Source organism: Bacteroides sp. 90-K9/2 (assembly GCF_047310725.1).
Taxonomy (GTDB): Bacteria; Bacteroidota; Bacteroidia; order Bacteroidales; family Bacteroidaceae; genus Bacteroides; species Bacteroides vicugnae.
On the sequence record NZ_JBCGVL010000002.1, the window covers coordinates 190,472 to 214,505 of the forward strand.

The following is a 24,034-nucleotide window of genomic DNA, read 5'->3' on the forward strand; positions in this document are numbered from 1 at the left end:
GATAAAAAAAGGGAATACAATGAAAAATAAAATGATATATGCGCTTGGCGCACTGATGGTGATAGGATTTGGTTCCTGTGATTTAACGGAAAAGCCTACTTCATATTATGAGAAAGATACTTATTTCGTGACAGAAGACAAGGCCCGAATGGCAGTTGTAGGAATCTATGACTGTTTGGAGACCGGTGAATATTACGGCCAATACATTATGCCTTTCTTCGGTTCGGATGATATGTTTATGGTAAGAGGGGTTGGTGGAGATGGAACTCGCCGTGATTTGTCTCACTATATGTATACTTCTTCGAATACATGGATTGCTTCCGTTTGGGAGTTTGCCTATCAAGGTCTTGACCGTGCCAATCTAGCAATTGCTAGTATTGAGCAGATGGAAGGATATGAAGGGAATACAGCTTTACAGGAATTAGTTGGACAGGCCAAATTTCTTCGGGCATTCTTGGCCTTCGATTTGGTAAGATTCTTTGGGGATGTGCCATTTAGCGTAGATTATACAAGCGGCTATGAACAGACTTCCAAACCTCGCATGGATCGTGAATTGATATACGATCAGATAATTGACGATTTAAACTTTGCAAAGGAACATTTGTATGTAGGAAGTGCAGTTGCTTCTTCTGAAATTCCATGTAAGGGGGCAGCTCGGGCATTATTGATGAGGGTGTATTTGCAACGGGCCGGCTATAGCCTAAGCAGCACTACCGGAAAGTTGACCCGTCCGGATGATACTACCCGCAAGAGCTATTTTGAAGCTGTGATTAGGGAATGGGAGACATTCAAGGCAGAAGGTTATCATAATTTCTATGGTGGCGGTTACGAGCAACTCTTCAAAAACTATTCTCAATTGATTCTGAATAATCAGGAAAGTTTGTGGGAGATTGCTTTTGAACCCAATCAAGGACAAACAGACAATTCTGGAATGTGGGCTACTTACAATGGCCCGATAGTAGATGCTCCGGGTAGTTATTCTGGCACGAGTTCATACATGGGACGCGCCAATGCTTTCTTTACGGTATTACCCTACTGGAAATCATTCTATGAATCGAATGCGGATGGTAGTCAAAAGGATGTACGTCGGGATGTAAATTTCGTGGATTATGCGTATGTATGGAATGCTACTACCGAAACTCAGGATAAGTCATATACGGCCAGTTCTATAGCCAAGAGTTTATATCGTTATCCGGGTAAATGGCGCAGAGAATGGATGGCTTTGGGTTTTGTGGATCCCAACCATACTGGTGTGAACTATTGTCCTTTGCGTTATGCAGATGTTGTATTAATGGCTGCAGAGGCTTATAATGAGACTAACAATACAACAGAAGCCTGGAAGCTACTGAACGATGTACGCCAGCGTGCAGAGGCTACTCCTATTACGAGTGCCAACTATGCAAGTCTGATGAAAGCTCCTAAGGTGTATAATTTGGATTTTATTGATGATAGTGACGATGCTGGGAAATTTCGTACAGCTTTGTATTGGGAACGTGGTTTTGAACTTTGTTACGAGGGACAACGCAAGTATGACTTTCTTCGGTGGGGATGTCTGGGTGATGCTTTGAGAGCTGCACAAGCTTACATAGAATCCTGGTATCCAGATGCTAATGAATACATTAATGCAAGTACACTACAAAGTTGGGATCCTGTTTCATGGGCATCAAGCAATTATGTGGCAGGACATAACTTTGTGGATGGCAAACATGAATTGTATCCCATTCCGTTAGCTGAGATACAGTCGAATGCAGCTTTGAATGGACAGAACAATCCGGGATTTGAATAAAAACCCTCCGTAGAGTATTTCACAGGTAATAAAAAGAATATTATTCTGTCATAAAACAGACGTAATAATCTTTTTATTACCTGTGAAACTTCTTTCCATAGAATCGTGTAATGAGTTTTTGATTTGTAGGCAATTTTGCATATAGAAACAGTTATTTATAAGACATATTTTTATGAAGAATATTTTATTGTTGGGATATGTAGTTGTTACGTTATTGGAATGTTCTAGTTGTGCGTCTCCTCAGCCCGAAGAAGACTATGGTTGGCTAAAGAGTGCAATAGATACATCTGTCAGGCAATTGGAAGAAACTGTAGCTGATATAGGTGATTCTGTTTTATTGCCTCGTTCCATCTGGACTGGTTATGATATAGATTTCCTATGCAGCCAACTGCAACAGAATCCTATGACCTTTAAGGACTCCTTACGGGTAAAACCCGTGACAGAAGTATTGGGTACTCGTCGTTATTGCACTTCTATCTATGACTGGACAAGCGGATTCTTTCCTGGCAACCTGTGGCTAATCTACCAAATAACAGGCAAAGAAAATCTGAAGGACGCTGCCATACATTTTACAAATTTTCTCTATCCAGTAAGGAAATATAAAGGTACGCATGATATCGGATTCATGATGAATTGCAGCTACGGCAATGCCTATCGTTTGGCTCCTGCAGACAGTGTACGTCAGGCATTGATACAAACCGCTGATAATCTGTGCGGACGTTTTGATTCCAAGATAGGATGTATTCGTTCGTGGGACTTCGGACGGTGGAATTTCCCCGTTATCATAGACAACATGATGAATTTGGACCTTTTGTTTTATGTATATCGACTTACTGGTAATCCGCAATACAAAGAGATTGCTCTACAACATGCTCGCGTAACACAACAACATCAGTTTCGGGAAGACTATTCCTCTTATCATGTGGTGAGCTATAATGACGATCGGAGTGTAGAAGAGAAATGTACTCACCAAGGAAAGAATGACGATTCAGCTTGGGCACGCGGACAAGCTTGGGGTGTATATGGATACACATCCTGCTATCGCGAATCGAAAAATACGCTCTTCCTGCAACAAGCTAAAAACATTGCAGCAATGATAATGGACCGTGTGAAGACTGAAGACCTCATTCCTTTATGGGATTACGATGCCCCCGATACTCCTGAAACACCCCGTGATGTATCAGCAGCTTCTATTACAGCCTCGGCACTAATAGAACTTAGTACCTTGACGGAAAATGGACAAATATATCTGAATTATGCTGAAAAATTACTTCATTCACTTTCTTCAGATGCGTATTTGGCAAAAGCCGGTACCAACCAAGGATTCCTGCTGATGCATTCAGTAGGCTCACTACCTAATGGTTCGGAGATCGACACCCCACTGAATTATGCCGACTACTACTATCTGGAAGCATTGCTGCGATACATGCAGGTAAAAAGATTAGACTACGAATCGCTTTAATTGAATAGAATATTACTTTTATGAAAAATTTGAAATACATTTTGAGCATTGTTTTATTAACAGTGTCCTTTTACATTCAAGCGCAGCAACTCAAAGAAGAAGCTTTCAGCCTCTTAAATCTGGACTATCAGGGTATGCAGGAGGTTAAAGCCGCCTATGCTGCACAAAATTATGACGAAGCTGCCAAAGCACTGTTGAATTATTACCGGCATCGCACGGGAATCTTCCATCCTGATATTGATTTGAAGAACATTCAAATTTCAAAAGAAGAGCAAAAGTGGGCGGATGACGCTTTGGAACATACATTCTTTGTACATAAAGGATATCAACCTTCTTATAATTATGGCAAAGACATCAACTGGCAATATTGGCCGGTGCAAGACAATGAACTACGTTGGCAACTGCATCGCCATAAATGGTTTACTCCTATGGGAAAAGCCTATCGCCTTTCAGGTGATGAGAAATATGCCAAAGAATGGGCATACCAGTATATGGATTGGATTAAGAAGAATCCTTTGACACAGGTGGAACCGGAAGAATATGAACTGGTCAGTGCCGGTGAAGTAAAAGACAATGCGGAGAATGTACGTTTTGCCTGGCGTCCATTGGAAGTCAGCAACCGTTTGCAAGACCAGACCTTGCAGTTCTTGTTGTTTGTCGATTCACCGTCGTTCACTCCAGAATTTTTGACTGAATTTCTAGTGAATTATCATCGCCATGCACTGCACATTCTGAATAATTATTCCGCTCAGGGTAATCACTTGCTTTTTGAAGCTCAGCGCATGGTGTATGCAGGAGCCTTCTTTCCAGAGTTTAAAGAGGCTGCCTCTTGGAGGGAAAGTGGCATCAGCATTCTGAACCGTGAAATCAAAAAGCAAGTTTATCCGGATGGAGGTCAGTACGAGTTGGACCCTCATTATCATTTGGCAGCAATCAATATCTTTTGTAAAGCTTTGCGCATGGCGGATGTTAACGGTTTCCGTCAGGAATTTCCTGCTGAATATGTGAATACGGTAAAGAGCATGATCGAATTCTACTCAAATATTTGCTTCCCTGATTATAGCAATCCTTGTTTCAGCGATGCCAAACTGGGTAATCGTCCGGCAGAAATTAAAAATTATAAGGAGTGGCTCAATATTTTCCCGGATTGTGAATGGATACGCTATTATGCAACCGAAGGACGTGAAGGCACTCCGTTGCCTAATCTGTCTCATGGCGCTTTGACTTCTGGCTTTTTCACTTTCAGAAACGGGTGGAAACAAGATGCTACAGTAATGGTGGTGAAAGCAGGTCCGAAAGGCGAATGGCACTGTCAGCCCGATAACGGAACTTTTGAACTTTGGTTTAATGGCAAGAATCTGTTTCCCGACAGCGGCTCGTATGTGTATGCCGGAGATGATGAAGTGATGAAGCTTCGCAACTGGTTCCGCCAGACTTGCGTTCATAATACACTGACATTGGATGAAAAGAATCTACAAACCACGCAGTCTGTCACTAAACTTTGGAAACCAGAAGGTAATGAACAGATCCTGGTAACGGAAAATCCGCATTATGACGGGCTGAAACACAGGCGTTCCGTATTTTTTGTTGACCAGACGTATTTTGTCATTGTTGATGAGGCAGTTGGAGATGCCAAAGGAACAGTGAACCTGAACTATCATTTCTGCGAAGGAAATGTCAATGTGGATGAAAAGAATAATATACTGACCACCGCTTTTGACGGACCGAACAATGTGAAGCTGCAATGCTTTGCCGAGAAAAAAATCTCTACCAGAGAAAAGGAAGGCTGGAGTTCGATTGCTTATCGTCAACGCGTAGCCCGCACTTCCGTATCATTCGATATAGTCAAGGAAAGTCCGGCCCCGGTACGTTACATCACAGTTATTTATCCGGTGAAGGATACAGCTTCTTTCCCCTATATCAAGGCGAAATACCTGAATAAAGAATTCGATGAAAACGGTGTGAAGATAGAAGTATCTGTCAATGGTAAGAAACGCCAATTAGAGTATCATTTATAAGCGGCAGTGGTTATGAATCGACTATCATTTTTATTTTTGCCCCTCACAGCTATTGGAGTATCTGCTTGTAGTTCAGGTAAACTCAAGGAAGAGGTGAAACGGCCCAATATCATTTTTATGATGACGGACGACCATACTACACAAGCTATGTCGTGCTACGGAGGTCGTCTTCTCCAGACTCCCAACATGGATAGAATTGCCAACGAAGGTATCCGCATGGACAATTGTTATGCGGTCAATGCCCTGTCCGGTCCGTCAAGGGCTTGTATCTTAACGGGCAAATTCAGTCATGTCAACGGATTCACGGACAATGCCAGCACTTTTGACGGCAGTCAGCAGACTTTCCCTAAATTATTGCAGTCAGCAGGCTATCAGACTTCAATCGTTGGTAAGTGGCATTTGATTACAGAGCCTCAGGGATTTGATTATTGGTGTATCCTGACAGGACAGCATGAACAAGGGGATTATTATAATCCTGCTTTCAACGAGAATGGAAAGCAGATTGTAGAACAAGGATACACTACTGATATTATAACAGACAAAGCTATCGAGTATCTGGAGAATAGAGATAAGAGCAAGCCTTTTTGTATGATGTATCATCAGAAAGCGCCACACCGCAACTGGATGCCTGCTCCCCGTCATTTGGGTATGTTCAACAATACGACTTTTCCCCAACCGGCCACATTCTTTGATACCTATGAAGGCAGAGGTTCTGCAGCCAAAGAACAGGATATGTCGATTGAGCATACACTTACGAACGATTGGGACTTGAAATTGCTGACTCGCGAAGAAATGCTGAGAGATACGACCAACCGTTTGTATCAGGTTTATAAACGTATGCCTGCCGATGTACAAGACAAGTGGGATTCCGTCTATGCACAACGCATTTCCGAATATCGCAGCGGCAAACTGCAGGGCAAGGAACTTATAAGTTGGAAATACCAACAATATATGCGCGATTATCTAGCAACGGTAGTGGCTGTGGATGAAAACATCGGACGCATACTCAGCTATCTGGAAAAAAAGGGCGAATTGGATAATACAATCATTATCTACACTTCAGACCAAGGTTTTTTCCTGGGTGAGCATGGATGGTTTGATAAACGCTTTATGTATGAAGAATGTCAACGCATGCCGTTGATAATCCGATATCCGAAAGCAATAAAAGCGGGTAGTATTTCGGATGCAATTGCAATGAATGTGGATTTTGCTCCTACCTTGCTGGACTTTGCGGGAGTGGATATACCAGATGATATTCAAGGTAAATCATTGAAACCTATTCTGACCAATGGAAGCAAGACTCCTGCCGATTGGAGAAAGGCGGCTTATTACCATTATTACGAATATCCGGCAGAACACTCGGTAAAGCGGCATTACGGTATTCGCACGGCTGATTTTAAGCTGATTCACTTCTACAATGATGTGGATGAGTGGGAAATGTATGATTTGAAGAACGACCCGAATGAATTAAATAATATATTCGGCAAATTAGAGTATGCTGATAAGCAAACAGAACTAATGTCGTTACTGAAAGAGGTTCAAAAACAATATAAGGATGAAGATCCTGACGAAAAAGAGAATGAACTGTTCAAAGGTGACAGACGGTTCATAAAGAACTGATGCCTTGCAAGCATGAAATATAGTACATTTATAGGGTTTTGAACCCCTTTTAATCAATAATAAGACAGTCAGTTTGAAAGAGTTGGTTACTTTCAACAAATAAAAATAAGATTCAAAAATGAAAAAGATATTATTAGGTTTACCTGCCTTTTGTCTGTTGATGTCATGTAACAGTTCCGGACAAACAGCCGTTATAAAAGTCGCTGAAAAAACGATGATGCACGAAGTCCGTGCAACTCCTTCACCGTTGAATGACGCACATGTTGCGGTGAATCCGCCGCGTTTTATGTGGCCGGACAAATTTCCGCATTTAGGTTCCGTTTTAGATGGTGTACCGGGGCAAGTGGACGAAAAGCCGAAAGTACTTTACCGGATTCGTATTTCCCAAGACAAAAATTTCCAAAAGGATGTTCTGACGGGAGAACGTGCCTGGGCTTTCTTCAATCCTTTCCAGTGTCTGGCTCCGGGAAAATGGTATTGGCAACATGCTTATGTTACTCCCGAAGGTAATGAAGAGTGGTCGCCGGTTTATCAGTTCTATATAAATAAAGATACACCGGAGTTTAATCCACCTGCTTTAGAGAAAGTATTGGCGGGGTACCCTTCCCATCATCCCCGTGTATTGTTAGATGCCGATGATTGGGAGGAGATCATAGCAAAAAATAAAAATAATCCGGAAGCTCGGGCATATATAGACAAGGCTGTCCGATGCATCTCGCATCCGTTGAAACATCTTTGGGAGGAGATAGATACAACGAATGTGGTTACATTGACTAACCTTGTACAGCGTAAGTCTGCCCTTATACGGGAAAGCCGTAAGATTGTGGATAGGGAAGAAGCTAACGTAGAAGCATTGGTACGTGCCTACCTATTGACGAAAGATAAAAAATATTATCGGGAAGGTATCGACCGATTGAGCGAAATTCTTTCCTGGCAAGAAAGCAAATACTTTGCAGGCGACTTTAATCTATCCACTTTATTATCTATGAGTACATCTACATATGATGGATTCTATGGCTTGCTGTCTCCTGAAGAGAAACAACTGCTATTGGACAACATTCGCAATATTGGCGATAAGTTCTATAATGAATATGTCAATCATCTGGAGAACCGTATCGCCGACAACCATGTATGGCAGATGACTTTCCGTATTCTGACGATGGCGGCATTCGCTACGGTTGGTGAGATACCGGAAGCATCAGTGTGGACAGATTATTGCTATAATGAATGGATTTCCCGCCTTCCCGGTCTGAACAAAGATGGTGCCTGGCATAACGGAGACGCTTATTTCCATGTAAATATACGCACCTTAATAGAAATTCCGGCCTTCTTCTCACGTATTTCAGGCTTCAATTTCTTTGCTGATCCGTGGTATAACAATAATGCATTATATGTCATCTACCAGCAACCTCCTTTCTCCAAATCCGGAGGTCATGGCAATTCGCATGAGGGACAGCATACTCCGAACGGAGGCCGCGTAGGATATGCTGATGCCATAGCGCGTGAATGTAACAACCCGTGGGCGGCAGCCTATGTACACGAAATCATGCAAGAAGACCCCGATATCTTCTCGAAAGCTTTCGAAACCAAACCGGCAGACCTGACGTGGTATCGTTGTATTACTAAAAAGGAAAGACCTGCTTATAGCATGCGCTTGTCGGATTTACCGGCATGCAAAATCTTCAGTCAAACGGGTACTGCTTTGATGCATACCGACATCGGACACCATACTAACAATGCGATGCTTTCTTTCCGAAGCAGTCCTTACGGTTCTACTTCTCATGCCTTAGCGAATCAGAATGCTTTCAACACCTTCTTTGGCGGTAAAGCCATCTTCTATAGCAGCGGACATCGTACCGGGTTTACAGATGACCACTGCATGTATGCCTATCGGAACACTCGTGCCCATAATTCCATATTGGTAAACGGTATGGGACAAAAGATAGGAACAGAAGGTTATGGTTGGATTCCCCGCTATTACGAAGGTGAAGAAATCTCTTACGTTGTAGGTGATGCTTCCAATGCCTATGGCAAAGTCATTTCTCCGTTATGGCTGGAACGCGGACGTTTGTCCGGCACTCGTTTTACTCCAGAAATGGGTTGGGATGAGAATAAACTGGATTTCTTCCGCAGGCACATTGTCCAATTAGGACGTTCGGGACTATTTGTCATTTACGATGAACTGACAGGTAAGGAACCTGTAAAGTGGAATTATTTACTGCATACGGTAGAACTTCCGATGGAAGTGGTTGAAGAAGGGGGTGGACTGCGTATTTTGGGAAAGAATAAGGTAGACGGAGTATCTGTAGCCCATTTGTTTTCTTCACAAAAGATGACTTACGCACAGACAGATACCTTCTTTGTGGCTGCTGTTGATTGGAAAAAACGACTTGGCAAGACACTCCCTAATCATTACCATTTCACAGCAACCACGTCTCCCAGCAATCAGGTCTGTTTTTTGAATGTGATTGATGTACATGGGAATAACCGTGCTGATGCTGTGGTGGATCGTGAAGGAAATCGCATAACTGTAAAAGAATGGGTTATTGAATGTAATTTAGATGGTGGAGAGAAAGCATTTCTCCGTATAGAAAATAAAAAGAAAGGTGTTTCGCTGAACTTTGATTATGATTTGAATAATGGTGCTACGACTATTGTAGATCAAGTCGGTGGTAAGCGTGTGGAAAAGAAACTAGTTGATACCTTACCGGATTTAGAGATATAGAAAGCATTTCTCATATTCTCATTAATTCACATAAACATCAGATAATCAAACAAATATCTTATGAGAAATACTTTTCAATACGGTATTTCTCATAAGATATTCTCTATTTTAGCTTAAATTTCAGCTTATTCTCATAACATTTCAGGGTATTTCTCATAGTCAGCTTACCCTCTCTTCCCTTTTCTTGGTTGAAGATAAGCAGTATTTCCGATTGTATTCACATATATAAATTTAGCAGTTCCTATTGCCAGTCTATTATTTAATGATTTGTCCTCCCGTATTATCCTCAATCCATCCAGCCTACTTACCTTTTGTGACAAGTCCCCATTAAACAAACGTTATACAGCTGTTATACTTCCATTATCCCATAACCATTTGTCCATTAACGTGCCGATATCACTAACTTCCCACGGCCGTGGTAACTTCTTCCCACAGCCATGACGAGATCCTACCACGGCCGTGGGAAGATCTCGTCACGACCGTGACGAATTAAAGATACCGATACTTTAATGTAACTATACCGGTATCCCAACATAACTATACCGGCTACTCTTCCTATAAAGTCCCACTTGATTAATCTTAAAACAAGGCACTTGACAAGAAATCAAGGCTGACAATAAAAGTGCAGATGTTTTACTGTCAGCCTATTATCAGCACCTATTGTCAGGCAGTATAAAATTGATATTCAAGCACTTGAATGTCATCCTGACAGATTGACAATAAAAAGAGTACAAATCGCTAAGTATTAGCCTAAACAAAATAAGATGATTGCTCATTTCTGCATCTTTGTGGACCAATTCTGTTTTATTCTTTTGATTCTTATACACAGCTTTTTTAACGGGCATTTATAACAACTACCCCGTCCTAATTCAAGTTCTATTTCTAAATCCCGTGTCCGTTCGTTTAGCTCTATCCACATGCCCCGTAATGCATCCCGCTGTGATTTGGCTTCCCTGTACATTTCGAGTTCCTTGTCGCGTGCCCCTAAGAGAAAAGCATATGCCGAACACACTTCAAATTTACTGATGCAAAGCTGCTCCAAGACTTTCACGTATTCCGGGCTAATTCCTTTCTCCCTAATCTTCAGGAATCCACGGAGACTCTGATCGTTTACGACGGTTCTGTAATCCTTGAAATATGACATGATTACCTGCATATCCACCCAAAGTTGGATATACTCTTTTTCGATACCGTATTTCTTGGCCGCTTCTTCTATGCTAATCCATTCTGACATAGTGTTCGTTTTTTTATGTGTGATACAATGAAAGAGGGATACTCTTTTTATTATATTAGCACAACGGGCATCTACGCTTCCTGCAGTCCGGTGGCGGGGATTGGTCAGGTTATATTGGGGTATTATGAATAAACCGACCGGATACAAGAAAGGCGCAGATGCTGTTGCACCATTATCCGTCTATGAGGCTTAGCAATACCCTTCGGAAGATAATGATAACAACAGACACCCACGCCAATCGTTTATATATAACACATCTCTGACGGATATGTTGATATACACCGTTCGCGTGGAGTATCTGCTGAATCACCTCTCTCCTTTAAAACTGCTAATTTTCATAGACGAGAGATAATACGCTTTTACTCTATTAAGAAATAAAACCACTTTCCACCAGTTCCATCACGCTGATGGGCGGAAAGCGTGTGACAAAGATAAATGATTTATTTGGAATATATTGGAAATAAGGCAATAAATACAAGAAGTTTTGCACTGAATGTTTATAAAATCAATGCCTTTGTGGGCATGTTCCACCATATCTAGCAGTTTTGATATAATACCAATGGCATTTGTATTTTGTATCCATTCTTTTGCGCTAAGGCAATAACTGTTCAATCCCACTTTTAATTATGTCGGATTCTACACAATTAAAAGTGGGATTGTTCAGCTTCTCCCAGATACCAAGAAATTCTACAGTGTTTCGATTCCTAAGCCAATTCGGGAAGAAGAATACAAAGGTAAGTACCTTATAATAGAAACAGACAAAAGAAAAACAATTCCGTTAATAAGCTCTCAACCCATAATCGAATCTCATCTTCTTGCTATCTTTCACTTCGATTTTCAACAGATTGCTCCCTTTCCGCAAGTAACGGCTGTAGTCACTGATATTGTATTGATTATATTGCCTGGTCTGCTTTGCTTCCTGCGCAAAGACTTCCACTCCATTCAACCACACTTTTGCTTCTCCGGCAACATTGAGCCACAAAGACAGGTGATTGAAGCCCTTATCTACATTAAAAGTTGCTTCAGATACTATTGTGGAACGAGGGGAACATTCGAAAGGCAAAGAAGTCATTTTCAGTTCCTGACCGTTCACACCGACAAGGCGGGTATTCTTGCTTCCATTCTGACTGTCCGCAATCAAAGTAACCGCATTCACGGGGGTGATTTCATACAAACGGTTGTGCATCAGGTGCAATAAGCCTTCCGGTATTTTAGTCACTTTCCGGTCATAAGTAATCAAGCCGTTCACTTCCCCTTCCACATCGGTGGTTTGTGTATAGACTGCTGCACTCAATCCCTGGGCAATCAGCGTTTCCAAATCATATAACAGGCGACCGTAGCTATCAATCAATGCCATTGCCCCGTCGATATTCTTATACCCCCAGTTTCTCATATTCGGATTCCAGATATGCTCCTTGATCGCCCAGCCATAACCGCCGAACTCTCCCAATACGGAAATACGGTTACCGTTATTCTCCGGCAGAATCATGGAAGTGACAGGATAATTATGTACGTCGTACATATCACCTACGCCTCTATCCGTCCACCCGGTCACCCCGTTTATCAGACGTGTATCGTCGTACTTAATCACTTTATTCACGATTTCCACCGTATTGTGCTGTCCCCATCCTTCATTGAATACAACCCAGGTAGTGATACAAGGATAAAAACGGAGACGGTCAATCATCTCGAACATTTCTTTTTGCCATTGGCGGGTATGTTCTTCGGGAGCATTCCAATCGGCAGTAGCCGACGGATTAACGTGTTCCTCTTTCTTCCTTGATGTAGCAAAACCGGATACCATATCCTGCCACATCATCAGACCGAGAGAATCGGCGTAATAATAATATTGTTCCGGTTCTACCTTGATGTGTTTACGGATCATATTAAATCCCATCTTCTTCAACTGCACCATGTCCCACAGCATCGCTTCCTCGGAAGGAGGAGTCAGCAATCCGTCGGGCCACCAGCCTTGATCGAGCGGACCGTATTGGAAGATGGGTTGATTATTCAGGCAAATGCGGTTATATCCGCACTCATCTTTCCGTACATCTACCTTTCTCAAAGCAAAGTAACTCTTTACCTGATCTAAAACACGCCCTCCATTGGATAAGGAAATATTCAGATGATACAGTTTCGGAGATTCGGGAGACCATAAAGCAGCATCCGGAACATCTATCTCAATCGCATCACGCAACTTCTGTTCCACCGTCCTGATTACTTTACCATCATCCAATACTTCTATTTTTACCTCTTCATTGCCTTTAGCTCCGGCTATGTCGAAATTCAGTTTTACAGACTTCTTCTCAATATCAGTGGAAGGAAGCACCTGACGGATATAAGTTTTATCTACCGCTTCCAGCCAGACTGTCTGCCAAATACCCGATACGGGAGTATACCAAATCCCTTCCTGATTGAGTTGCTGTTTGCCACGGGAAATAGATTCCGTATCTGTCGGATCGGTTACAGCTACCTCAATGCTTTGAGGCCCGCTTTTCTTCAAAAACCTAGTAATATCAAACGAGAACGGATTATTCCCTCCTTTATGCGTGCCGGCCAACCGGTTATTCACCCACACCTGACATTCATAATCCACTGCTCCGAAATGCAGGATAGTAGATTTATTCTTCCAGGAAGGATTTAGTGTGAACTCACGTTGATACCATAGTTTATCCGTAGGAAGAAATGTTTTCTGCACTCCGGACAGAGACGATTCAATCGCAAACGGAACAAGGATTTCCCCCTCAAAGGAAACATTCTTCCGGACCGTGTTCTGATCCGTCACGGCATATTTCCACAATCCGTTCAGATTGATCCATTCTGCCCGTTGCAATTGCGGTCTGGGATAACTTTGCCACACATTTTCCGGCGTCACCTGTTCAGCCCATACTGTTTTGATTTTGTCTCCTTTAGGCTCCCATGCATGGGCAAACACCTGCGACATGGCTCCTAAAGCCAGAGTAAACAAGATTCTCTTATCCATAAGCGTTAGCGGGTTTTATATTCTTTAAAATCTTTCCGTCGATTCTTATTGTAGGTATTCCACATTTTCTGGAAATACAGGACATCGCTCTTGTCTGCCCATTCGAAATAGGCCGTTTCCAGTTCTTTTGCCATTTCAGGATATTTGCCGATCAGGTTGTGCTGCTCGGTACGGTCTTCCTTGATATTGTACAATTCCCATTCATCTCCCTTAAAATTGGCCGAAACCAGCTTCCAGTCACCTTTACGCACCATGCGGTTGCCTTCATGTTCCGCATAGATATACCTTTCGGGCATCTTCTTTCCTTTCACAATCGGGAGGATGGATTTACCTGCCGTGGGCAGAATCGCTCTTCCCTGATATTCTTTCGGATAAGTGGCTCCTGCCAGTTCCACACAAGTAGACATGATATCGGAGAATTGTGCAGGCTGATGATCCAGTCCGCCTTTATTCTTCACATGATTGCCCCAGGAAATGATACATGGGGTTGAGATACCTCCTTCGTGAGCATAATGTTTATACAGCGTGAACGGCGTGCAACAAACATTCGCCCAGCCTGTGCCGTAATGATGATAAGTTCCGGGCAAGCCCATCTGGTCGAGTTCGGCTCCCGTATGCGTATGATATTCGACTCCGGTCTGTTTGTCGAAACCAAATTCATGCCATTCGGCACAAGCTCCGTTATCAGACATAAACATGATAAATGTATTGTCCAGCTCACCGTTCTTTTTCAACTCATCCACTACCCGTCCGATATTCGCGTCCATCACATCCACCATCGCTGCAAAGATAGACATACGGCGTGCCAAGTCGGTCTGCTGATCTTTCGTCAATGAGTCCCATGCCGGCAACGGATGCGTTTCATCTTCAAACAGACTTTCGGGAACCACGCCGCGCGGACTAAGTTCCGGTTTGCCTTGCATCAGTTTCAGGTCAACAATCCGTTTCCAACGTGCGTCACGAATCTTGTCCCATCCCTGCATATAGAGAGACATATATTTATCAGTCACTTCTTTCGGTGCGTGCAAAGGAAAATGGGGAGCATTATAAGCCAGATACAGGAACAGCGGTTTCTTTTCCTGATGTGCCTGGTCGATGAAGTCAATCGCATAATCCGTTATCACATTCGTTGCATAGAAAGCCCCTTCTTCATAGTGTCTGGGGGTACGGTCTTTCGGCAAACGGGTATATACCGCCGGATTCCAGAAAGAATTGAATCCGCCCAGCAACCCGTAATACTCTTGAAAACCACGAAGAACAGGATTCGACTTGTTCCCCAAATGCCACTTTCCCGACATAGCCGTAAAATATCCGGCATCTTTCAAGACTTCCGCAATCGTGACATTATCCGAATTGGAACGGAATCCCGAATATCCCTTCGGCCATGCAGGGTGACTGCCGTCCATGTGTCCCAGTCCTGTTTGATGGGGATAAAGTCCCGTCAACAGGTTGGCACGGGACGGGCAACTGCGTGCACTGTTGTACATTTGCGTCATACGGACGCCATTCTCCGCCAGTTTATCCAATACCGGTGTATGAATCTCACCACCGAAGCAACCGAGATCTGAAAATCCCAAGTCATCAGCCAGTATAATTATAATATTCGGCTTGTCCTGCGCATAAGCCATCGGAACCAGAGCCAGACTGCCTGCTATCAATAAAGAAGTTTTCATTTGGTTTTATAATTAAAGTTGGGTTTGAATTTACCATTCTCATAGATCATCGGAATCAATCCGGGACGGCACGTCACTTTATACTCTGCCGCCTGTGCCCCGCGTGGATTGAAGAACATGGTAGCCCACCAGTTTCCAGCCTTATCCTGAAAAAGATTGTTGTGTCCTCCTCCCGTGATGGCATTGTAGCGCTCACTATATGGCCCATACACATTATCGGCTGTCGATATGATACAGTCATAACTATAACGTGTTTTCGGCGAAGTCACTCCCTTCTTCTCGATATAGGTATCTCCCTCTGCCGTACGGTGCGACCATATTGCTTGTACCAGATGATACTTGTTATCGTATTTGAAAATAAATGCTCCCTCAATATACGGTTCCGGATCGTATTTCTTTTCTTTCAACGTTTTCAGTTCCTCGGCCAATCCGCTCATATCCGGTTTCATACGGGCGATATAATGGTTGTGCCCGACAAAATAAACTGTGCCGTCCGTATCTTCAAACAAACTTCCGTCGATGTTCGGGAAGATGGCTTTCTCTTTGTTGCCTTCGATATTCTCGTACGGTCCTTCCGGTTTTCCGGTCTTACTGCGCAAAATAAAAGAACCTCTCCCGCCTGCCGACTCATTCATGCAGGCAACGATAAACCAGTTCTTCGCGCTTTTGATATAATGCATTTCCGGAGCCCACACTGCATGAAAGCGGTTGTCCATCGGATCACCGTTGATGGATTTTTTCTGATATTTCTCTCCTGCTTTATATACTTTCGGCTTCTTTTGCCAGGTGCCGTCTTTTTCCATCGACCAGATTTGTCCCATAGCTTCCCACGACTTCATATCTTTGGAACGCCACAGGTACAAACCGTCATTCCAGTCCCAGCAATGTTTCTGTCCCGGAAAATGACGATCGGGGGTAGAGGTAGTTCCTGTGATATAATAATAACCGTCAGGTCCCAACGTAGCCCAGGTGTCCCTCATCCAATAATCAAATGCCGGCTTTACAGATTTCGGAACACGTAGTTCCGGAGCGTTTGTATTTGCCGTTCCATATAACTGCGCTGATGCTGTACAGATGGAAATAAATCCTGTAAGCAAGATCAATCCTAATCGTCCAATCAATTTCATATATTCCTGTTTTATGTTTACGTATTCTTCCTATTTAAGATAGTTAAATGGGTTCTGTTTAAAATGATAGCGTCTTTGCGGAAGAGGTAGTGGGTCCTGCAAACGTAATTCCCATGCCAGCAACCGGGTCAGAAGTTCCGTTTGAATTTCGCTATATTTCTTCTCACCAAACAGATTATGAACTTCCGAAGGGTCTTTCTTCAAGTTGTAAAGTTCACCGTTTCCATAATGATTCATCACCAGTTTCCAGTCATCCTTTCTTATCATGCGTGAAGTGCCGCTTTGCGTCCAAGTGTTCAGTTCGTCAAAGTGGGCTATCTTGCCGGGAGTCAATGCGCCTTCCTGTTCGAAAGTCAGGGAAGCGTCCAGTCCGACGTCAGCCCCGCCGAAGCCTTGTTGAACCACTATACTGGAGAATTCTTCTTGGGGATAAGCCTTCCCGGTCAACATCGGCCACAAGCTACGTCCCTGAACGCCTGCCGGTATTTCGGCACCGATGGCAGAGCAGAAGGTGGGGAAAAGGTCGGCTATCGACACGTGGCTATCCATAGGTGCAGGCTGATTCTTGATCTGATAGCCCGCCCATACCATCGGAATACGTGCCAGGCTCTCGGAAAGTCCGGCTCCTTTACGGATTAATCCGTATTCTCCCCAATAATCACCGTGGTCGGAGAGTACAACAAAGATGGTATTTTCATATTGTCCGCCGGCTTTCAATGATTCGATCAATCTTTTGATCTGATCGTCTATCAACCGGATCATTCCGATATAGTTGGCACGGATTCGGGGCAGGTCCTGTTCCAGATTGGGGCAGGATGCATCTTCCAGTTCTGCCAGAATACGGTATTTCTCTCCTTTCTTTGCCAAATCCTTGCGCGATGTCTTCAATACGGGAAGTTTGTCAGGTGAGAACATGGAGTAATAGGGTTCGCATACCTGATAAGGGTTGTGGGGTTCCGGGAAAGATACCCATACGAAGAAAGGATTTTCTTTCTGCTTCTCAATCCATGCCAGTGCTTCGTTCACGATTTTGGTGGGATGCTGCTCTTCCAGGGAGATTGGAGAGGGTTCGAGCCATTGCCCTCTGGCTTGCTGATTCAGGAAACGGGCAGTTTCTTTCTCGGCGGGAGTCGCCTTTTTGTTCTTTCCCCAGTGTCCGTATTCAGACCAGAAGTCCAGGTCGGCAGGTTTCAGGTAAGCATGATTCTTGCCGACCAATGCTGTCTGATATCCGTTTTCTTTCAATACTCCTACCAAATCCTGTTGATAGAAGATGTCGGGGATATTGTGGTTCGTACGTACGTGAGTGGCAGAAGGGAAACGTCCGGTGAACATGGAGCAACGGGCGGGGGAACTGGCAGGCATCACGGTATATGCCTTGTTGAACCATACATTCTCCTGTGCTAGTTGGTCTACATAAGGAGTCACGTCAAGAGGGAACCCCTCTCTGCCGCAGAGATCGGCACGCTGCTGGTCGGTCATGATAACCACAATATTCGGTTTACCGTTCTGCGCTGTGACCGACAGAGGCAATCCCTGTATAGCTAGTCCTGTGATACAAAAGAGTGTATTTTTCATATTTGCTTATTTTAATCTTATAGTCTTTTATTCAAAACGGTGTACAATCATGGAACCGACTTCATATCATGTCCCATCGTTACAAAAATTTTCTGCATACCTTCCATATCCTTAATCGCCGCATCCGGACACACATCAAACGTGTGATCCTTTTTCTGACTTTTAGAGTTTCACCTTGCAAATGTGGTCTTTTCTATCCAAGAAAAACAGAAAAATAGTATTTAATACCTGCAATCATGTATAAAAATCAGTTGTCGGGCAACAAACTGAACATTAGTACTGTCCGTTTGAACAATCCTACGACCGTCCAAAACAAAAAAAGACGTATCTTTGGTCGTGAAAATTAATCAGAAAAGCCATGAGAACCACATCACTTAAAATCATCCTCTTATTTAGTCTCGTGCTCTTAAACATAAACCTGTCTACGGGACAGATACAATATACCAACATACGTTTCAAACAGTTAAGTATAACCGAAGGACTTCCGCATAACACCATTAATGCAATCACACAGGACAATCACGGATTCATCTGGTTTGGTACACGCAACGGCTTGTGCCGGTTTGACGGTTATAATATCAACCTGTTCGCACACAATGAAGCCGACAGTACCTCACTCTGCCATGACTTCATCACCCGTCTGTACAATGACTCACTCCGCAACGTTCTATGGATCTCTACCGATCAGGGCATCTGCAGCTATGACTACCGGACGGAAGATTTTACCCGTTACCGGATCAAAGGGAACACCAAAGATGATGTTTGTTTCCTGAACACCAGCGACGGTATGCTCCTGGCGGCCTGCAGCAACGGACTCTACCGTTACAATGAACAGGACAGCCTGTTCGTCCCTTTCCTGCTCAATGAAGAGAAGCCCCATGTGAGATACCTCGCAGAGGACGGAGACAAAACCCTGTGGATAGATACCAACAAAGGACTGATGCGATACAGTCTGGAAAAGAAACAATTCGTTTCCCTCCCTACTCTCATCCAGCCTTTTGCACAACAATGTAACAATGCTGTCCTGATCTCGTCCAACCAGCTTTTGTTGAATACTAATAGTGATTTCTTCGTCTACCACATACAAAGCAACACCCTGTGTAACCTCTCGAAAGACCTCGAAGTGAAAGATTTCCGGTGTGCGTCAACCGACTATACCGGAAATATATGGGTAGGAACGGAGTACGGCATCTTCGTGTTCAACAAACTCTACCAACTGATTGCGCACTACGAACAATCCGAACGGGATTTAAGTGCCCTGAACGATTCGCCCATTTACAGTCTTTATCAGGACAAGGCACATAATATGTGGGTGGGAACCTATTTCGGAGGAGTCAACTATTATATATTCGGCTCCGACCAATTCCAGATATATCCTTACGGAAGCAGTTTCAACCATTTGAGCGGAAAAGCTGTCCGCCAGATTATCAATGCTCCGGACAACGGCCTGTACATCGCTACGGAGGATGGCGGATTGAATTACCTGAACAGTAAAAAAGAGATTACCCGCGCCGAACGGCTTCACAAACAGATGCAAATCTACGCCAAGAACATACACTCTCTATGGCTCGACAAAGATAACAGCCTATGGCTCGGACTGTTCCTGAAAGGAGCTCTTCACTATATACCGCATCTGAACCGTACGGTGAACTATAATCTATTGTCGGAAGAGGTCTCGTCCGGCTTCTGCATCATCGAAGACAAAAACGACCACGTTTGGTACGGAGGTCCTTCAGGCTTGTTCCTGATCGACAAGAAAAAAATCAATGCCCGTCCGGAAAAGGTCTCACCGCTGCGCGTCTTCAATCTGGTACAATTCAATGACAGCATACTTTGGGCAGGAACCCGAAAAGGCAGTATGTTCCAGATAAACACCCGTACACTGAAAGTTACCTCGCTCCCTATCTTACCACACACCGATCTCTATGTAACCTATATCTACCCCGATTCGCACCAACGGATATGGATAGGGACAGACAACAACGGGCTTTATGTATCAGACCGCAACGGCAGCATCATCGCTTTTTACAGCAAAGAACAGTTGGGTTCCAACGCCATTAAAGGTATCATTGAGGATGAAATGAGTAATATCTGGGTAGGAACCGGAAACGGACTCTGCTGTATCAATCCCCAAACAAAAAATATAGACCGGTATACCACTGCCGACGGATTGCCCATCAACCAGTTCAACTACTCCTCCGCCTGCAAGAAACCTGACGGAGAACTGTATTTCGGAACCATCAACGGCATGATTTCTTTTTATCCGGAACAGGTACGCTCCGTCAATCCCCATTTCAACATTGCACTGACTGCTATATGGAGCAACAGCGAATATATGTCACCCAATAATGAAAAGGCGTCCATCCCTTCCTCCATCTCCGAGCTGACAGAGATTACCCTGACACACGACCAGGCCCAATCCCTGCGTCTCGAATATTCCGGACTGAATTATCAATACACCTACAACACCCAATATGCCATGAAAATGGAAGGTATCGACAAAGACTGGCAGTTTGTAGGCAACCAGCATCAGGTACGTTTCTCAAACCTGCCTTCAGGAAGGTATATCTTAAAGATCAAAGCCAGCAAAGACGGCATCCACTGGGATGAAACGGGACAAAAAGACCTTGCCATCAGAATCCTTCCTCCCTGGTGGCTCTCATCGGGAGCATACCTTGCCTATGCGCTACTCTCCCTGTTAATCATTTACGCCGCATACAGATATACCAAAACACGTATCATCCTGCTCATGCGACTGAAAACAGAGCATGAACAGCGTGTCAACATAGAAAACATGAACCAACAAAAGATCAATTTCTTCACATACATCTCCCATGACCTGAAAACACCGCTAACCCTGATTCTGTCACCTCTTCAACGGTTGATCCAGCAGCCACAGATCAACAACAACGACAAAGAGAAGCTGGAAGTCATCTACCGCAATGCCAACCGGATGAATTATCTGATTAACGAATTACTGACGTTCAGTAAAATCGAAATGAAGCAGATGCATATCAGCGTCCGCAAAGGAGACATCATGCATTTTCTGGAAGAGTTGTCTCACATCTTCGACATCGTAGCCGGAGAACGGGAAATAGACTTTATTGTCAATCTGGAAGACACCGAAGAGGAAGTATGGTTCTCGCCTTCCAAACTGGAACGGATTCTTTATAACTTGCTCTCGAACGCATTTAAATACACACAACCGGGAGGATATGTCAAGTTGAGCGCCAAACTGATAAAAGAAGAAAAAGAGACATTTGTGCAAATCTCCGTGAAAGACAGTGGTAGAGGCATCCCTAAGGAAGCCCAAGAACAAATATTCGAAAGCTACTACCAGGTAGAGAAGCGTGACCACCGCGAGGGATTCGGACTAGGACTGTCGCTCACCCGTTCGCTCATCCACATGCACAAAGGGGAAATACGGGTAGAGAGCGAAGTCAACAAAGGTTCGGACTTTATCGTCACCCTGAACGTATCGGAGGATGCCTACGCACCCGACGAACGCTCTTCCGAAAACATCACGACCGAAGAAATACAAAAATACAACCAGCGAATCAAGGAAACAATCGAACTCATCCCCGAAAAGCTGACCAACAAAGAGAAAGACTCCGGCAGAGAATCTATCATGATTGTGGAGGATAATAAAGAAATGAATGATTACCTCGCCAGTATATTCGGCGAGAAATACGACATCATACGTGCCTACAACGGAGCGGAAGCCTGCAAGAAGATAGCCAGACAACTGCCGAATCTGATTATATCGGACTTAATGATGCCGGTGATGGACGGACTGGAATTCACGGAACGCGTCAAGCAAGATGTAACGACCAGTCATATCCCCGTCATCCTCCTGACTGCCAAGACGGATGAAAACGACCATACAGAAGGCTATCTGCGGGGAGCGGACGCCTATATCACCAAACCTTTCAACGCCAAGAACCTGGAGTTGCTGGTACAGAATATCCAAAAGAGCCGGAAACAGAATATCGAGCACTTCAAACAGGCGGAGGAACTGAACATCAAGCAAATCACCAATAATCCACGGGATGAGGTGTTTATGAAAGAACTGGTGGAGCTGATCATGGCGAACCTCACCAAGGAAGATTTTGGAGTAACTGAAATCACAGCCCATCTCCGCATCAGCCGTAGTCTGCTGCACATGAAACTGAAATCACTCACGGGATGCTCCATCACACAGTTTATACGTACCATCAAGATGAAGGAAGCCAAAACCCATTTACTGAACGGCATGAATGTTTCCGAAGCCTCATTCGCTGTCGGTATATCAGACCCGAACTACTTTACAAAATGTTTCAAAAAGGAATTTAATATCACTCCGACAGAGTTTCTCAAGCAATTGAAGTAATTCGCCGGAACTGGCACTTGTAAATCTCCTTATACTCTACAAAGTTTGAAAAAGAATATGTAACTTTGTAGTAATTATGAGTGAAAGTCAGAATATTGAATATAAGGAATCGTGGAGAGACGAATATCTAAAGTGGATTTGTGGTTTTGCAAATGCACAAGGTGGGCGTATCTATATCGGTATAGACGATAACCAACAAGTGGTTGGTGTAGCAGACACCAAACGACTGATGGAAGACATTCCTAATAAGATTGTTAACTACCTGGGCATTGTAGCTGATGTAAATCTTTTGCATAAAGAGGGTAAAGACTACATCGAGATTGCCGTGCAACCGTGTAATTTGCCTATCGCTTATCACGGTATATATCATTATCGCAGCGGTTCTACCAAACAGGAGTTGAAAGGTGCAGCCTTGCAACAGTTTTTGCTTCGCAAAATGGGGCATTCGTGGGATGATATTGAAAACGAAAGAGCTACATTGGATGACATCGACCGCCAAGCTATTGATTTCTTTTTGCGTAAAGCCGTCGATGCCGGACGTATGCCAGTAGATTCATTGAATGAAACTACGGAAAAAGTACTCTCTAATCTGAATCTTATCGGTGGGGAAGGTAAGTTGCGCAATGCTGCTTTACTTCTATTCGGCAAAAATCCTGCAAAGTTTTTCACCAGTGTACAATTTCGTATTGGGAGGTTTGGTCGTGATGAAGCCGACCTGATGTTTCAAGATGTAGTGGATGGAAATATCATTCAGATGACCGATCGCGTGATAGAAGTATTGAAATCCAAGTATCTCATTTCACCTGTCCATTATGAAGGATTGCAGCGCATTGAACCTTTAGAAATTCCAGAAGATGCATTGCGGGAGAGTTTATTCAATAGTATTGTGCATAAGTTGTACACGGGAGTACATATACAAATGAAAGTGTATAATGACCGCATCCGCCTTTGGAATCCGGGGACACTTCCCGAAGGTATGACTATCGAACAATTATTAGGTGACCACGCTTCACAACCCCGGAATCGCCTTATCGCCGAAACTTTTTACCGTGCCGGATTTATTGAATCATGGGGACGAGGTATTCATAAAATTTATGAGGGTATGACGAAAGCAGGGCTCCGCAAACCGGAGTTTATAAATGAAGCCGGTGGCGTTACACTTATCATATATAGACCTAACAGAATTAAGAACGATGACCCTTTAAATGATCCTTTAAATGACCCTTTAAATGACCCTTTAAAACTATCATCATTAGAGAAAGATATATTAAAATTGATAGTAAAAGATAATCAGTCAACATATGATAATTTAGCCATATCTTTATCTGTTTCCAGTGCTACGATCAAGAGAGCATTCCGCAACTTAAAAGTGAATGGCTGCATTATTCGAAAAGGCTCGAAAAAGATAGGTTATTGGATGATAACAGAAAAAGGAAAATCTATTCTAAAGTAGAGTCGT

Annotated in this window: 12 protein-coding genes; 7 read left to right on the forward strand and 5 right to left on the reverse strand. The window is 43.5% G+C overall.

Annotated features, from left to right (window positions below; translation table 11 throughout):
* The first annotated feature begins 19 nt into the window (after nt 1-19).
* The 5 genes from AAHJ11_RS08310 (at nt 20) to AAHJ11_RS08330 (ending at nt 9,611) form a co-directional block, all read left to right on the forward strand.
* A complete protein-coding gene (locus AAHJ11_RS08310; RefSeq protein ID WP_259021772.1) occupies nt 20-1,786 on the forward strand; it encodes a RagB/SusD family nutrient uptake outer membrane protein in 1,767 nt (588 codons plus the stop codon).
* Nucleotides 1,787-1,958: 172 nt separating this feature from the next.
* The gene (locus AAHJ11_RS08315) at nt 1,959-3,248 is read left to right on the forward strand and encodes a DUF4995 domain-containing protein (RefSeq protein ID WP_148367775.1); all 1,290 of its coding nucleotides are present in this window, start codon (nt 1,959-1,961) and stop codon (nt 3,246-3,248) included.
* 20 nt (nt 3,249-3,268) lie between these two features.
* Nucleotides 3,269-5,266 (forward strand): heparin-sulfate lyase HepC, encoded by a 1,998-nt coding sequence (gene hepC / locus AAHJ11_RS08320; RefSeq protein WP_148367776.1) that lies wholly within the window; start codon nt 3,269-3,271, stop codon nt 5,264-5,266.
* A 12-nt stretch (nt 5,267-5,278) separates the two neighbouring features.
* Nucleotides 5,279-6,886 carry a sulfatase gene (locus tag AAHJ11_RS08325; protein ID WP_148367777.1) on the forward strand — a complete coding sequence of 536 codons (1,608 nt, stop codon included), beginning with the start codon at nt 5,279-5,281 and terminating at the stop codon, nt 6,884-6,886.
* A 118-nt stretch (nt 6,887-7,004) separates the two neighbouring features.
* Complete coding sequence (locus AAHJ11_RS08330; protein ID WP_195648731.1) at nt 7,005-9,611, forward strand: DUF4962 domain-containing protein; 2,607 nt, start codon at nt 7,005-7,007, stop codon at nt 9,609-9,611.
* 772 nt (nt 9,612-10,383) lie between these two features.
* Here the strand turns inward: AAHJ11_RS08330 and AAHJ11_RS08335 are convergent.
* The 5 genes from AAHJ11_RS08335 to AAHJ11_RS08355 form a co-directional block, all read right to left on the reverse strand.
* Nucleotides 10,384-10,845, reverse strand: coding sequence for a hypothetical protein (locus tag AAHJ11_RS08335; RefSeq protein ID WP_413579323.1), 462 nt, complete (start codon nt 10,843-10,845; stop codon nt 10,384-10,386).
* 778 nt (nt 10,846-11,623) lie between these two features.
* On the reverse strand, nt 11,624-13,828 hold the full coding sequence (locus tag AAHJ11_RS08340) for a glycoside hydrolase family 2 protein (protein WP_413579324.1): 2,205 nt from the start codon (nt 13,826-13,828) through the stop codon (nt 11,624-11,626).
* A 5-nt stretch (nt 13,829-13,833) separates the two neighbouring features.
* Nucleotides 13,834-15,501 carry an arylsulfatase gene (locus tag AAHJ11_RS08345; RefSeq protein WP_167511915.1) on the reverse strand — a complete coding sequence of 556 codons (1,668 nt, stop codon included), beginning with the start codon at nt 15,499-15,501 and terminating at the stop codon, nt 13,834-13,836.
* Nucleotides 15,498-16,628: a family 43 glycosylhydrolase gene (locus tag AAHJ11_RS08350; protein ID WP_148367782.1), complete on the reverse strand. Its 1,131-nt coding sequence runs from the start codon at nt 16,626-16,628 to the stop codon at nt 15,498-15,500. The genes AAHJ11_RS08345 and AAHJ11_RS08350 overlap by 4 nt, the downstream gene beginning before the upstream one ends.
* Before the next feature lie 30 nt (nt 16,629-16,658).
* Entirely contained in the window at nt 16,659-18,206 is a 1,548-nt protein-coding gene (locus AAHJ11_RS08355; RefSeq protein ID WP_148367783.1) for a sulfatase, read from the reverse strand.
* Nucleotides 18,207-18,564: 358 nt separating this feature from the next.
* Between AAHJ11_RS08355 and AAHJ11_RS08360 the strand changes: the two genes are divergently transcribed.
* Nucleotides 18,565-22,575: a hybrid sensor histidine kinase/response regulator transcription factor gene (locus AAHJ11_RS08360; protein ID WP_195648728.1), complete on the forward strand. Its 4,011-nt coding sequence runs from the start codon at nt 18,565-18,567 to the stop codon at nt 22,573-22,575.
* Between the two features lie 76 nt (nt 22,576-22,651).
* Nucleotides 22,652-24,028, forward strand: a complete 1,377-nt coding sequence (locus AAHJ11_RS08365) for an ATP-binding protein (RefSeq protein ID WP_195648727.1) — start codon at nt 22,652-22,654, stop codon at nt 24,026-24,028.
* Nucleotides 24,029-24,034: the final 6 nt, after the last annotated feature.

Bases quoted from the DNA above. Each gene is read 5' to 3' on its own strand.
- AAHJ11_RS08310 (WP_259021772.1), top strand. From the start codon at position 20: ATGAAAAATAAAATGATATATGCGCTTGGCGCACTGATGGTGATAGGA.
- AAHJ11_RS08315 (WP_148367775.1), top strand. From the start codon at position 1,959: ATGAAGAATATTTTATTGTTGGGATATGTAGTTGTTACGTTATTGGAA.
- hepC (WP_148367776.1), top strand. From the start codon at position 3,269: ATGAAAAATTTGAAATACATTTTGAGCATTGTTTTATTAACAGTGTCC.
- AAHJ11_RS08325 (WP_148367777.1), top strand. From the start codon at position 5,279: ATGAATCGACTATCATTTTTATTTTTGCCCCTCACAGCTATTGGAGTA.
- AAHJ11_RS08330 (WP_195648731.1), top strand. From the start codon at position 7,005: ATGAAAAAGATATTATTAGGTTTACCTGCCTTTTGTCTGTTGATGTCA.
- AAHJ11_RS08335 (WP_413579323.1), bottom strand. From the start codon at position 10,845: ATGTCAGAATGGATTAGCATAGAAGAAGCGGCCAAGAAATACGGTATC.
- AAHJ11_RS08340 (WP_413579324.1), bottom strand. From the start codon at position 13,828: ATGGATAAGAGAATCTTGTTTACTCTGGCTTTAGGAGCCATGTCGCAG.
- AAHJ11_RS08345 (WP_167511915.1), bottom strand. From the start codon at position 15,501: ATGAAAACTTCTTTATTGATAGCAGGCAGTCTGGCTCTGGTTCCGATG.
- AAHJ11_RS08350 (WP_148367782.1), bottom strand. From the start codon at position 16,628: ATGAAATTGATTGGACGATTAGGATTGATCTTGCTTACAGGATTTATT.
- AAHJ11_RS08355 (WP_148367783.1), bottom strand. From the start codon at position 18,206: ATGAAAAATACACTCTTTTGTATCACAGGACTAGCTATACAGGGATTG.
- AAHJ11_RS08360 (WP_195648728.1), top strand. From the start codon at position 18,565: ATGAGAACCACATCACTTAAAATCATCCTCTTATTTAGTCTCGTGCTC.
- AAHJ11_RS08365 (WP_195648727.1), top strand. From the start codon at position 22,652: ATGAGTGAAAGTCAGAATATTGAATATAAGGAATCGTGGAGAGACGAA.